The sequence below is a fragment of the Phycisphaerales bacterium genome, from assembly GCA_016699835.1.
Lineage (GTDB): Bacteria > Planctomycetota > Phycisphaerae > Phycisphaerales > UBA1924.
The window spans coordinates 3,325,530-3,338,887 of sequence record CP064987.1 but is presented as its reverse complement, the minus strand read 5'-3'; the positions used below and the strand labels follow the sequence as shown (position 1 = coordinate 3,338,887).

At 65.8% G+C, this 13,358-nt stretch carries 13 protein-coding genes; all 13 read right to left on the bottom strand.

The genetic code is table 11. The features are described 5' to 3' along the window. Nucleotides 1-39: 39 nt before the first annotated feature. Nucleotides 40-336 (bottom strand): RusA family crossover junction endodeoxyribonuclease, encoded by a 297-nt coding sequence (locus IPK69_13860; protein ID QQS09035.1) that lies wholly within the window; start codon nucleotides 334-336, stop codon nucleotides 40-42. Nucleotides 337-407: 71 nt separating this feature from the next. Continuing rightward, a complete protein-coding gene (locus IPK69_13855; GenBank protein QQS09034.1) occupies nucleotides 408-878 on the bottom strand; it encodes a DUF669 domain-containing protein in 471 nt (156 codons plus the stop codon). Nucleotides 879-937: 59 nt separating this feature from the next. Continuing rightward, nucleotides 938-1,762 (bottom strand): ATP-binding protein, encoded by an 825-nt coding sequence (locus IPK69_13850; GenBank protein ID QQS09033.1) that lies wholly within the window; start codon nucleotides 1,760-1,762, stop codon nucleotides 938-940. 98 nt (nucleotides 1,763-1,860) lie between these two features. Then, the gene (locus IPK69_13845; protein QQS09032.1) at nucleotides 1,861-2,163 is read right to left on the bottom strand and encodes a hypothetical protein; all 303 of its coding nucleotides are present in this window, start codon (nucleotides 2,161-2,163) and stop codon (nucleotides 1,861-1,863) included. 76 nt (nucleotides 2,164-2,239) lie between these two features. Further along, on the bottom strand, nucleotides 2,240-2,818 hold the full coding sequence (locus tag IPK69_13840) for a hypothetical protein (GenBank protein QQS09031.1): 579 nt from the start codon (nucleotides 2,816-2,818) through the stop codon (nucleotides 2,240-2,242). A gap of 215 nt (nucleotides 2,819-3,033) precedes the next feature. Next, nucleotides 3,034-3,867: a hypothetical protein gene (locus tag IPK69_13835; GenBank protein ID QQS09030.1), complete on the bottom strand. Its 834-nt coding sequence runs from the start codon at nucleotides 3,865-3,867 to the stop codon at nucleotides 3,034-3,036. A 109-nt stretch (nucleotides 3,868-3,976) separates the two neighbouring features. Continuing rightward, nucleotides 3,977-5,152 (bottom strand): hypothetical protein, encoded by a 1,176-nt coding sequence (locus tag IPK69_13830; GenBank protein QQS09029.1) that lies wholly within the window; start codon nucleotides 5,150-5,152, stop codon nucleotides 3,977-3,979. A 66-nt stretch (nucleotides 5,153-5,218) separates the two neighbouring features. Then, nucleotides 5,219-5,926 (bottom strand): ImmA/IrrE family metallo-endopeptidase, encoded by a 708-nt coding sequence (locus IPK69_13825; GenBank protein QQS09028.1) that lies wholly within the window; start codon nucleotides 5,924-5,926, stop codon nucleotides 5,219-5,221. Then, complete coding sequence (locus IPK69_13820; protein QQS09027.1) at nucleotides 5,926-6,288, bottom strand: helix-turn-helix transcriptional regulator; 363 nt, start codon at nucleotides 6,286-6,288, stop codon at nucleotides 5,926-5,928. Before IPK69_13820 ends, IPK69_13825 begins: the two co-directional genes overlap by 1 nt. A 27-nt stretch (nucleotides 6,289-6,315) precedes the next feature. Further along, nucleotides 6,316-7,689 carry a DUF3387 domain-containing protein gene (locus IPK69_13815; protein ID QQS09026.1) on the bottom strand — a complete coding sequence of 458 codons (1,374 nt, stop codon included), beginning with the start codon at nucleotides 7,687-7,689 and terminating at the stop codon, nucleotides 6,316-6,318. Further along, complete coding sequence (locus IPK69_13810; protein QQS09025.1) at nucleotides 7,614-9,473, bottom strand: type I restriction endonuclease subunit R; 1,860 nt, start codon at nucleotides 9,471-9,473, stop codon at nucleotides 7,614-7,616. The genes IPK69_13815 and IPK69_13810 overlap by 76 nt, the downstream gene beginning before the upstream one ends. A gap of 3 nt (nucleotides 9,474-9,476) precedes the next feature. Continuing rightward, a complete protein-coding gene (locus IPK69_13805; protein ID QQS09024.1) occupies nucleotides 9,477-10,958 on the bottom strand; it encodes a restriction endonuclease subunit S in 1,482 nt (493 codons plus the stop codon). A gap of 612 nt (nucleotides 10,959-11,570) precedes the next feature. Then, complete coding sequence (locus IPK69_13800; GenBank protein ID QQS10492.1) at nucleotides 11,571-13,211, bottom strand: SAM-dependent DNA methyltransferase; 1,641 nt, start codon at nucleotides 13,209-13,211, stop codon at nucleotides 11,571-11,573. Nucleotides 13,212-13,358: the final 147 nt, after the last annotated feature.

Genomic DNA, 13,358 nt, shown 5'->3' with positions numbered 1-13,358 from the left:
AGCGTGGATGAGTACTGCCGCAGAGTGGGCACGGGACAGTCATGGCTTGATCTCTGTGAGTTCCACCAGCACTTTGCCGCTCGGTGTCACCGGGCCTCGCTCGACAATCAACCGATCAATCTGCGAGTCGTCTCGGTACGCCCCGCCCCTGGCCAGGGCATCGAGCAGCGCCTTCTGCACGTTATCGAGGTCGCGCCGCCTGCTGTCGGGCGGGCAGACGGTGACACGCACCTCCAGCCGACCGTTCAGCCGCACTACCCGCCTCGCCGCGAGGGCGGCGCACACGCTCACGCGGTAGCGCCGGCCCTCGCGGCTCAGCACGGTCCTAGAGCCCATGCGCCGCCAGATGTGGTTCACGCTGGGCGGGTACGGGAGCTCGAGGACGCGACCGGATGGACTTGGGGGGGTCAGCGTTTCCAGGGCGGCGTGCTCCCCGGGCCGACGCCGACCGGAGCGCGGGCGCTCACCGGCGAGCCCCCGCTGCCCTTCTTGGCGTAGCCCTTAATGACATTGGTGAACTCGCCGTTGTCGTCGCGCTTCTTCAGCCCGACGTTGATCTCCAGCGGCACGTTGTGGAGCTCGACCGAGTCCTTCGGCTGCATGACGCCGATGGCCCAGCAGATGGCCGAGAGCTCGCCGCGGGCGATCTTGACCGTCATCTCGCTCTTGTTCTCGAGGTTGAGGCGGGCCCAGACCAGCCGGCCCTTGAACTCGCCGTCGATGATCTGGAAGGTCAGCTGCAGGTACTTGCCGCCCCCGGTCTTGGTCGGCTTGAGCTCCGACTCGGAGACGACGGCGAGGTACTTGCCCGCGGGGAGCGGATCGAGAGCGACGGACGGGTCAACCTGGTTTGCGTCGAAGTTGTTCAGAGTTGCCATGAGTCAGTTCCTTTGCGATTGGTGATGGACGGATGAGGGATGGGCAACGGCAACGGCGCTCAGGCCGCGCCGGCGTTGTCGGTGGTGGGGGCAGGGGTGGCGACGGCGGCGGAAGGGTCCTCGCCGCGCACGAGCGCCGCAAAGACGCGGTAGTCCAGCGGGATCTCCTCGGGCAGACCCAAGCGGTTCTTGGCGACGTGCGCCGGACGCTCGACGGTGCGGATGATCCGCTCGCCGGTGGAAACGCCGTTGTGCTTGGCCTTGTTGAAGCCCTCGTCGACCTTGATGGTGTGGACCTTGTACGTGGCGAAGAGCACCTCGTCGGCCCACTCCTGCACCAGCGCCGACGCGAGCTTGTGCAGGCGCGGCGAGTAGCGGTCGTACGGCACGGTCTCGGGATTCTCGAACTTCTCGATCTTGGCGTGCGCGATGAGGACCACCGTCATACCGCGATCGCTGCGGAGCGCATCGAGCGCCCCGAGCACGGCCCGCCATTTGTCGACTGCGAAGGCGAAGCCCTTCGCATACCCGATCTTCTCGATGTTCTCGACGCTCTCGTCGGCGCAGACTTCGCCCCAGATGAGGCGTTCGAGCCAATCAAGGCTGTCGATGACGACTGTGCGGTAGTCGTGGTCGCCCGAGTACAGGGACTCGAGCGCCGCCATCACCTCGCCGAGGCTGCGGGCCAGCGGGAACGACTCGCAGTCGATGTCGGCCAGGCCGTCTTCGGTGGGAACGAAGATGGGCTTCTCGGCCATCGCGCCAAAGGTGCTCTTGCCGATGCCGTGCGTGCCGTACAGCATCACGCGGCGGGGGCGCGCCTTGCGGCCCTTGCTGATCTGGTTCATGAGGGTGTGGGGGGTTGCGGTTGCGGTTGTGGGCATGGAATCTCCGTGATTGCAGAAAGTGGGATCGATGTCCTCAGGCCAGATGTCGCGGGTGAATGCGCCTTGGCCGAGGCGGACGAGCGGAAGTGGTGTGATCACGCGGCGGCCGCCGTGGGCTCGGCCGAGGACGCCTTCACGCGTCGGACGGTGAAGGCGTCCTCGCCGAACTCGCGGAGCATCAGCGAGGTGAACATTCGGACGACCGCTGCGCCCACCGGCGTTGTGCCGTCGACGCTCAGGCTTCGACCCGCCTGGTCCGCCGCGAAGCTGACGTCCATTCGGACGATGGCATTGCCGAAGAGCCCCTCGGCGGCGATCATCGCCAGGTGCAGCGTTGCTTCCGCGTCGGTGAGGGCAATGTCCTTGTCGAAGGTAAAGCGGTACACGCCGGTGGTCATGGTGAACTCCTCGCTGCAAACTGGGGTGCTGCTCCCCGGCTACATACGCCGTCCGCAGGGCCGCTGTCCGCTTTGGTCACATTGGCTTGAAGCCCGCGGCGGCAAACCGCACGCGGAGCTCGGCGAGGCGATTGCGCAGCTGGCGACGGGAAATGCCCAGGCCGCGAGCGGTCGACACTGCGGAGTCTTCCTGCAGCGCACGGCACAAGTCGGCGAGATCGGGGGGCAGCGCCGCCACGATTTCGCGGATCGAGTCATTGAGATGGAACTCATCGATGGGGGAGCGGACCTCACGCCCAAGGCGGCGAGCCCCATCGGCCTCCCCGACCGCTGCCGAGCCGGTGACCGGATCCGTGGTCTGGCTCTCCCGGAGCCTCTCGATGGATGCCATGCCGTGGTCGCCGGAGCGCTTCTCACGCTGGCGAGCCCGAAGCAGGGTGATCGCGGCTGAGTCCAGAACGCGGGACACGAACGTGCGAAGCTGGGCCCGCTCGGGATCGAACTGGCCGAGCCGCTTGGCGAGGATGAGCGTCAGGTCCCGCAGAACGTCGTCGCGTTCGACGCCCCGGAAGGCCGGGGACTTCATCAGGCTGCGGGCCTTGATCAGGATGAGTGTGCGGATGTATTGGTCGTTCAGTGATGCGCCGTTGGTCACGGGTGACCTCCGGGGCCGGAGCCATCACCCGTCCGTGCCAATCTCGCGTCGCGGCGCACGCCGCAGACATTCACGAGCTTGTAGCGACCGGCGGGTTATGGCCCTCGTGGCCCTCGGACCCACCGGCCGGTGTCGCGGTTCTGAACGCCCCGCGACCTACGCCATCGATGTCGAACAACGCGCAGAGGCCTGTTTTCACGGCACCTGCACGATTTTCAGAATCTCCCACCTTTGTCGCGTCGGTGCGACGCGACAGTCCGCACCACCGAGTTGCTGTTGGCTCCGTTGATCACGACGGCTGGGCCGCCCGCGCGGTCCACGGCGCGCTTGACCTTGTCCTTGGTGATCTTGGTCTTCAGGCGCGCCGAGAGCACCTTGGCTGCCTCGCGGTACGAGAGGCATGCCTGGTACGCGCCGACCAGTACCTCGTCCTGCTGGTGTGATGCTGCCGCAGCCTGGGCCTGCCGGCGCAGGACACGCCTTTTGCCGGCCGCATCCAGAGGCAAGAGCTCCACCTGCGCCTGAAGCTCGTCAGCCTTCTGAACCAGGTCGTGAAGCAGGACGACATCCGCATGCAGCCCTGTCGCATCCTGCGACATCACCCGCGACAGTGCGACACATGCTGGCGGCCGGCCTGGCCAGACGTGGGATGGGGGTTCCAGGCCGCTGACCAGCACAATGGGCCGACCTGCCTGACCCGCGTGGGCTGCGATGCGGGCAGCATCCTCGGCACCGAGCCCCCGGGCCAGCAGCACCTCACGGGAAGTCTGCTGCCATCGGGTTGTGCCGAGTCGCCACACACGGCCAGATTCGATCGGAGTGGGGCGTCCCTGAAGACCAAGCGCCGCCGCGATGAGCGAAGCGACAGCGTCTCCGTCAATCGTCCATTGCCGCAGGGCGTCAGGATCGACCTCGACCGTGACCGACTCCGGGCACGCAATGAAGAACCGAGGCGGGTCGGCGTCGGGAACCTCGAGCACCTCCTCGACATGCTCCGATTCGCAGCACGGACAGCCCACGCGCGAGGCGGACGTCGTGGCGCAGAGCACCCCACGCTCTTGGAGCCACCGGGCTTGCCCGTCCGGCCATGATGCCACCTCACGGGCTGAAAAGAGCGGCTCAGTGCTGTCGAAGCATGCCCACAGGCGGCAGAGAGAATCACCCATGGGTCACCTCCCACAGCCGCAGGCACCGCTCGCCGATCGCGCGCAGCTCGTCCGGCTTGCTCTTGAGGTCGCAGGAGTTGGGGCAGCTGACGCTAAACCTGAGCGGGCGGGGGCGCGCGTCCGCTGAGAAGCGCAACTCGAAGGACATCTGCTTCACGCGCAGCCGGTCGGGCGTCAGCCGCTGGGTGTTCAAGTACTCGGCAATCGCCTGATCGATCCGGTGAATGCCTCGCTCGGGGTTGAGCCCAAGCTCGATGTACTCGCCGGGGCGGTCGATCGGCTCCATCCGCACGCGGGTGATCGTAACCGCGACGATGCGATCCTTGGGATCGGTGGGCAGCCTCCTGTCCGGCTTGAGCAGGTGATCAAGGGCGTACGCGGGGCGCTTTGGGTCCCCGGGCCCGATGTCAACGCCAAGCACGGCTTTGCAGAACCTCTGCTGGAGGGGCTCGTACACCTTCTTCCCGCCCTTGGCGTACACATCGAGCGTCCCATCGCTGGGGTTGAACACGAAGACGTTGTCGAACACGCGCCGCTCTTTGCTCCGCACGAGATGCCCGGTGTCGTCGAAGACCACCGGGTCATCGGGGTAGTCATCGAGATAGGCAAAGAAGTACTCGCTGCCGCCGATCCTCGTGTAGTGCTCGATCTCGCAGATCCTGCCGCGCAGCTGGCGATCCCAGTAGAACTCCGCCAGCGCCGCCTTCAGCGCCGCCTTGTGGGAATCATCCACCGCGATCGCCTCCTTCGGTAGGCTGTTCCGCGTGATCCAGTAGCGGCCCGTGGAGAGGGCCTCCGCCCGTGCGAAGTAGGCGGCGACGACGAACGCCATCCTGACGTTGAGGTACGTCCACATCGCGCGGTCGGCCTGACCGACGATCGCCTCGAACTCGGCGAGGCGATCGGGCGCGACGCGTTGGATCTCTTCAACCAGCACCTTCACGCCGCGCTCGTCCGCCAGTTCGTTGATGTCCTGGAGCACGAGCTGGATGAGCCGGCGCTTGTCGTCGGGCATCTTCTGCCACGCGGCGAAGATGGGCTCGACCTGGGTCTCGCCCAGGTCATCCCAAGGGATGCCTTCGACCACGCCGGCGCGTTCGAAGCACACGCGGGTGAGCGAGTTGGAAATCTTGCGGAGGATGCGACGCGGATCAAAGTCTTTGGCCATTTCAGGGCCTCCAATTGTCCATGTTCCGTGAACAGTAAACGCACTGCGCACAAGAACACTGGGGGTTCAACCAAACAAGGATCGATCACGAGTGAGCAGCCCAAGCGCCTCCAGGCGGTAGCTCATGGCCTCTGCAGACACATGGAACTGCTCAGCGAACGGTTTCGAGAAACGCTGCATCGCAGCGTCCTGCTGTGCCTTCACATGTCCGCTTGAAGTGGGCGCGAAGCGGTCAAGCACACACACCACGTCGTCAGTACCTCTCCATTTGATCCACGCCCGGCGAATCAGGTCACGCGGCATGAGCAGGAACGCGGCGAACATATTTGCCTGTACTTCTTCACGCGCTTGGTCGGTCGAGCGGCACACAAATGCGGGCGCATCCGATATGGCCGTCAAGGACATCTGGGTCTCGTCGCGGAGAAAGACTTTCCGGTGAAGCTGCCAGTGACCAATCTCATGTGCGAGCGTGAACCGGTAGCGTCCGAGCATGCGCGGGTGCTCGACCGGATCAAGGCTCCGGTCAACTCGGATGAGCTGTTCCTTAAACCAGATCGCACCCAGCACATCCGCGTGACCGAAACGCTTCTGAAGGTCATCCATCTCGTATCGCAGCTTGAGCTGCAGCTCGATCATTTCATCGACGGGTACCGGGGGTTCAGAGACCTCGCCGTGTTCCTTCTGCCACAGCCCGAAAAGCGTCTCGGCCTCAGCCTCGATGCTGCCGTCGCTCAACCAGGGTACACGCTCAGCTTTGGCGGGCGGCTTTGCCATCACTGCCCCTCCTTCTGAAGCCTCTTTGCATGCTCAGCGAGCGCCTTGAGCTGATCGGCGGTGAGCCCCTTGGCAGCGCGGAGCAACTCGGGCATCTCAGTCGGTTCGTTCTGAATAATCCCCGGCAGGTCTTCCGGCATGCGCCCGGCCAATGAGATCAGTTCGTCGGCCTTTTCGCCCAGGACTTCCGCCATGCGACGGACCCGCTCCACTGTCGGCGGGCGCTCAACCTTTCCCTGCTCGACGAGCGAGAGATAGGTTGGACTCACGTCGATGAGCTCCGCGAACTTCCGCAGGCTGTGACCCTTGGCGAGCCGCTTCTCGCGGATGAGCTCGCCGAAGGCTGGTTGTTTCTTGCTCATGTCTGGCGTCCGTTCACAAATCACTCCTCAGGCCGCGATCGGCCACTCCGCGTACAACGCCTCCGCCTGTGCCATCAGCACGGGCATCAGCCGATCAAAGTCCTCAGCCTTCACGCCCTGCTTCGTCAGAACACGCCGCACCGCCGCTCTCACTGCGGCCTTCACGTCCTCCCGATGCGGCTCGGTCCAATCCACCTTCAGGTTTCGCTTGATGCTCTGCACAACGTCGTGGATCAAGCCCTTCAGGAAGTCCACGCCGTAGACATTCTCGTAGTTGATGGCGACGGCGTCGTAGAAGGCGAGCTCATCCTCCGCCAAGCCCAACTGCCCGGCCCGCTGATCCGAGGCCTCCATGTCCTTCTTGATCTCGATCATGGCGCGGATCACCGCCGCCGCGTCGATGAGCCGGTTGTGGTACTTCTGGAGGGTCGCTTCGAGCAGTTCACGGAACGTCTTCGCTTTGGCCAGGTTCTTCTTCGCCCGCATGTGGATCTCGTCGGCGAGCAGTTTCTCGAGCAACTTGAGCCGAAGGTCCGGCAGCGGCCGATCCTTGAACGTCTGAAGGAAGTTGTCGTCGAGGATCGAGATGTCGGCTCGCGTGATCCCCGCGGCCTTGAAGATGTCAACGACGCCCTCGCTCTCGACGGTGTCATCCACCAGGTCCCGCACCGCCTTCTCGATGTCTCTGGTTGGTCCACGCCCGCGGATCGTCTTGAGGAGTTGCTTGCGCACTCGCTGACAGAAGATCACCTCGTCGGCGCTGGCGCGGCAGTCATCCAGGTGTTTGACGAGCAGGAACGCGCTCGTGAGCCTCAGCTCAGCGTCCAAGAAGTGGTCCCGCAGGTCATCGTCGCTGGTCAGATGCCCATAAACCGCCGCGTAGCGGTCCTCCAGCGCGATCGGCGAGAGCCGCCGCCAGTCGCCGTAGTTCACGCCCCCCGCACCTTCGGGCAGGAACGACCGCACCTCGGCCAGCGCCGCCACGAACAGCGGCCGGGCGTCTTCATCCAGCCCGCCCGCGGGCTTCCCGTGATCCTCTCCACCCGCTGCCCCCCCTCCAGCATACTTCGCGGTCGCTGCCCGCAGCTCATCGCCGATGCCGATGTAGTCCACGATCAGCCCGTGCGGCTTGTCGCTAAACACGCGGTTCACACGCGAGATAGCCTGGATCATCGTGTGCCCCTTCATGGGCTTGTCCACATACAGCGTGTGCAGACATGGGATGTCCGTGCCCGTGAGCCACATGTCGCAGACGATCACCATCGACAGCGGATCGTCCGCGTCGATCATCCGCTTCTTGATCGCCTCGCGCTGCTGCTTGGTAGTCAGATGCCCGGCCTTGCTCCACGCCTCGGGGTCCTGCCCAGGTCGCCGGTCATCACCACCTTGATCTCGGGGCATCCGGGCAATGCCCGCAGTGCGTCATAGAGCCGTACGCAGTTCTCGCGGATCATGCAGACGACCATCGCCTTGCCCTTGAGCGTGGCCGTCCGGTCCTTGAAGTGCGCGAGTAAATCCGCCGCGAACTGGTCGATCCGCTCCTTCGCGCCCGCCGCCTTGGCCAGCGCGGCCCATTGGCCCTTCTTTCTCTCGAGCTCGTCAATCGGCGCATCCTCGACAATCTCCGCCAATGCCCCATCCACATCCGTCTTGTTCAAATGGAGCTTGATCTGCCGCGGCTCGTAGAAGATCGGCACCGTCGCCTTGTCATCCTGGCTCTGGCGGATGTCGTAGACGTGGACCAGGTCACCGAAGACCTCGACGGTGTCGGCCCCGCTGAAGGAGACGGGCGTGCCGGTGAACCCCAGCCGGCGGGCATTCGGGAGCGCTGCCCCGAGCCATCGTGCAAAGCCCTTGGTGAACCCGTACTGGCTCCGGTGCGCCTCATCGGCGATCACGATGACGTTGTCTCGCGTCGAGAGCACCGGATGCTCGGCCTCGCCCTCCCGCAGCGCGAACTTCTCGATCGTGGTGAAGATCACCTCACCGCCCTGCGTTTGGAGAAGGCCGCGAAGATCCTCGACGCTCTTGGCGTGCTTGACGTCGCCCACCAGCGACCGCGCCGCGACGAACTGGTCGTGCAGTTGCTGGTCCAGGTCCGTCCGATCGACCTGAATCACGAAGGTCGGGTTGTTCAGCGACGGCTCCCGCCGCAGCATCCCCACCAGGAAGCACATCGACAGCGACTTGCCCGAGCCGGTGGTGTGCCAGATCACGCCCAATCTTTTGTTCGCTTCGCTGGGCCGCTTGTCCGCGCTCGCGCTCGCGACCGACTCCAGGATCTTCCGCGCCCCGATCCGCACCGCGAAGAACTGGTGGTACTTCCCGCCCTTCTTGATGATCTTGCCCCCGGCTGCTCCAACGGTCTCGAACACGATGAAGTCGCGGATGTACGCCAAGAGCCGGTCCTTGGGCAGCAGCCCCTCGACCAGCGTCTTCATACTCCCGGTCGTTCCCCGCTCGACGCTCGTGCCATCAATGCTCTTCCACGGCGCGTACCACTCCGCGCTGGCGGTCCACATGCCGTGCAGCGTGGTCACGCCGTCAGAGGCGATGCAAAGCGCGTTGTGGTCAAAGAGTTGCGGGATCTCGTGGCGGTAGTGGCCGATCTGGTTGATCGCATCCGCCACCGTGGGGTGCTCGTCGTAGGGGTTCTTCAACTCGAACAGGACCAGCGGCAGCCCGTTCACGTACACGATGATGTCGGGCCGGCGGTCGTTCCCCCCGGCCATGCCCGCATCCTCGCGCACCCCGCGCACGGCCAACTGGTTCACGACCAAAAACTCGTTGTGCTCCGGCGTCTCCCAGTCCACGGCGTAGATGTGCGCGATGCGTTTGCTCGCGGGCGTTGTCCTCGTCGCCGGCTCCTCGACCGCGATCTCCACGCCCCCGCGCAGCATGGCGTGCAGACCAGCGTTGCGGCGGAGCGTGTCCACCCCCTCGGGCCGGGCGAACTTGGCGATGGCGAGCTCGATGGCCGCCTCCGGCAGCCCATCGGGCCGGGTGACTGTCCGCCCGTACCGTCGCGTCAAAAACGCGCGCAGATGGTCCTTGAGCACCACCTCGGCCTCATCGCCGCCCCGCATCGCCAGCAGTTCCGACCCGTGGACATAGACATACCCGAGCGACTTGAGCCGCTCGATGGTGGTGTACTCGAACTCGGACTCGGAGCCGTGCCAGCCCATGCGTCAGGCCCTCGCTTTCGCGCCCGCGTGAACCGTCCCCGCGCCCGGGCGAGCGGGCCGGGCGGGTGGTGTGGATGTCCCGGTGGATCGGAGCGCGGCATCCACGGCCCGGTCGGCCTCGCGCAAGCGAATCTCGCCCGAGAGCAGTTGCGGCAGGATCGCATCGCGCAGCGCGGCGAGCGCGCGTGACTCGTGCGCGTGGATGCGCAGCATGTCGGCCACCTGCCGCATCCACACCGAGTAGGAAGCCGCGATCGGCTCCGGCGGGATCACGATCTGATAGCGGGCCATGTCGCCCCAACTGGTCCGGGGCATCCGTGTGCCGCCCGATGCGCCGTCCACGTAGTCGATGAACTCATCGGACGAGAGGTGGCCGAGCAGCACGCCGAACCAGCACTCTTTCTTCGGAGCCGCGACGATCACGTCCGTCGAACACACTCCGTCGATCAGGGCCACGCCGACCTTGTGGAAGTACGGGCGCAACTTGCCGAAGAGGATTTCACCGCGCGCGAAGCGGGACTTGCCGCTCGACACGTCCGCCGCCGTGCCCCAATCGTCAAGCGCGATGCACCGCCGGGGCATGTGTTCCAGTCCGATGTAGGGCGTCGTCGCGTCCACCTCGGAGGGCAGCACGCCGCGGCGCGGGTTGGTGCCGATCTCGCCCACCGTCCCCACCCTCCACCCCTCGGGGATGGGGCCGAGGGGGGAATCGGTGAGGCGTGTGGGCCAGGGGGCGTGTGGGGGGGCGGGGGCCGCGGGGGCCGAGCGGGGCGCGGGGGAGGCGGGGCCGCCGCGGCGGGCGGGGGGTACAGGCGGTGGTGCAGGTGGACGCGAAGGTGGGCCTGGGGCGGGCCGCAGCACGGGGTCAAAGTCCACGAACCACGACCGGAACACCCCGCGCGCCAGGTCCTCCAGCGTCCGGTTCATCCGCCGATTCAACTCGATCTTGTCATCCAGCCCCCCCAGCACCCGCGCGATGGCGCGTTGCTCGGAGAGAGGGGGGAGGTCGAACCGGAACGCCTCGATGCGCGTCGGCGCGGTGTGAACGATCTTCGTCCCGCTCGACGACGCGACGAGTTCCGTGTTGAAGTCCTTCCACAAGAACAACCAGTACAGATAGTCCAGCGAGACGCGCTTGGGCTGCTTGACCACAACCTTGCCCAAGCGCTGGTTGTGCAAGTAGCGGCGTCCGTCATTGGGAACGCGGGCCGGGATGCCGAGGATTTCGCCGCCCGATGTCTGACACGTCATCACGAGCAACACGTCGCCGGGCGAGAGGTCGTAGTCGGCTGGGTACTCGCCCAGATATTCCTTCACGTTCGTCGAGTCGAAACGGAAGCCGCCGGTGTACTGAAAGTTGCCGACCGCGACGACGATCGGGCGGCCCGTCAAATCCTCGCTGAACAGGTCGCTCTTGAATGGCCAGCCGTGCTTGATGCCGACCAGGTCGCCGAGCCGCACGGATTCCCATGAGTGTTCACCCACGTCGCACCCCCGATCCGCCCGCGTGCAGGTCCGCTGATGCCAGAGGGGCGTGCCGCCCCTCCGGCACCTCCCCGGCTGAGAAGAGACGACCACCCGCGCGGGCCAGTGCGACAACCCCGCCGCCCCGGCGCGCTGCGCCGGGCCTCCGTGGGCCGTGCAATCCCGTCCGTGCGCCGGCCACTCCCTCCCGGCGCGCTACCGCTGGGCTCCCGGGCGCGGGGGCGGGCCTCCGGCGCGCCGCCATTCCCCTCCGGGGCGCTTCCAATCCCTCCCAACGCGCCGCCACGGAGTCCCGGCGCGCTGCGCCGCTTCCCTCCGGCTCACTCGGAAGACGCTCCGGATGAGTCGGAGCGTTCTCCGGCTCACCCGGAGAACGCGACGGATGACCCGGACAACGCGACAGGCGACCCGGCGCGTGCTCCGGCCCGCCCGGAGCGTTCTCCAACTGACCCGGCGGACGCGACAACTCATCCGTCGCGTCCGCCAAGTGACCTGTCGCGTGGCGGGCACGGTGCCCGGAGGGCACAATCTGCGCGGCGGGGGCCAGCGCGAACCATCCGGACATACCGGAGAGTTGCCCGCCAGCCCATCCTGTAAGCATTCCTGACAAGTTCATTTGGCGGTGGCTCCCATCGCCGCCGCCACCTCGGCCAGGCTCAGCCGGATCTGCTTCTCCAGCGCCGCCGACTGCGTGAACTGCTCATCCAGGGTCGCGCACAGGTGCGGGAAGCGGTCCTCGAACGGCTCGTCGGGATCGTCGCTCTCGGCCGCGCCGACGTAGCGGCCCGGCGTCAGGGCATAGTTGTGCTCGCGGACCTCGTCGAGTGTGGCCGCCTTGCAGAAGCCCGCGACCTCCGCGGGCGTGCCGGTGCGCTTGAACTCGCGGTAGACGGATGCGATCTTCTCGACCTCTTCCGCCGAGAGTTGCTTCTGCTTCCGCGAGCCGGGGATCAGCACGCCCAGTTTGCGGCCGTCGATGAAGAGGATCTCGTTCTTCCGCGCGCGGAAGCCGCCTCCGCCGCCTCTGTTCTTTGACAGGAACCAGAGGCAGCACGGGATCTGCGTGTTAGCAAAGAGCTGGCCCGTGAGCTGCACGATGCAGTCCACGTACCCGTGCTCGACCATCGCCTTACGGACTTCGAGGCGCGCGACTTCGCCATTGGAGAGTTCGCCGGTGGCCATGACGAACCCGGCGGTACCGCCCGAGTACTTCTTTCCATCCGGATCACGCAGGTGATGCAGGAAGTGCATCATCCACATGGTGTTGGCGTTGCGGGGCGAGAGGGGCATGGGCTGGCCCGCCGCGAGGCCGTTGGTGGTGGTCCCGTTCGCGCCAGCACGCTTGGCGAAGTCCAACCGTGGGTCCTTGCTCGTGATGCGGTGAGCGCCCCAGCCGTCCTCGCCCTTCGCGCCGTCGTTGAAGGGGGGATTGGCGATGACGTAGTCGGCCTTCGTGTCGGCGTGCAGATCATTGAAGTACGAACTGCCGAGTTGGATGTTGCCGTCGATGCCGTGGATGAAGAGGTTCATCCGGCACAGTCGGTACGTGAAGTCCTTGCTTTCCTGGCCGATGAATGACAGGCGGCCCGAGTGCCTCGTGAACACATCCGACTGCACGAACATGCCGCCCGCGCCGCAGCAGGGGTCGTACACGACGCCGCCCTCGGGCTCGAGCATGGCGACGAGCGTGCGGACGATGGAGACGGGCGTGAAGTACTCGCCGCCGCGCTTGCCCTCGCTGTTGGCGAACTCGCCGATGAAGTACTCGTAGACGCGGCCGACCAGATCCTCGCCGCCGTGGTCCTGCTTGAAGATGTCCTTCGAGAACAGATTGATGAGCCCGGTGACGCCCTCGCGGTCAAGGTTCGAGCCGGCGTAGATGCGGGGCAGCAGGCCGCGGAGCTTGTCGGGGTAGGTCTTCTCCAGAAGTTCGAGGGCGTCGTCGAGGATGCTCTTGATGGTGTCCGCCTGGGCGTGCTGGAGAATGTACGACCAGCGCGACTTCTCAGGGACGATGAATGCACCCGCGGCGCAATACTCGTCCGCGTCGGCCAGAATGCGAGCGCGGGCCTTCGCGTCCTTGGTGAAGTAATCGCTTTTCGGGTCAGCGAGCAGCCCCTCCAACTCCTCGCGGCGGCGCTCGTAGCGGAGCGAGAGGAACCGGAGAAAGATGATGGGCAAGACGTACCGCTTGTAGTCCGCGGGCTCGATGGAGCCGCGCAGGTTCACGGCGGCCTGCCACAGCTCCTTCATGAGCTGTGCCGTCCCGTTCTGCGGGGCTTCGTCCTTCGGCTTCTTCGCGGTCCGCTTGGCCATTTTGTACTCCGTCCATGTTCAGTGAACGTGGACAGGGTATCATAACCAGCGGGTCAAAGCCAGCGGATCAGGGTAGATCCGACA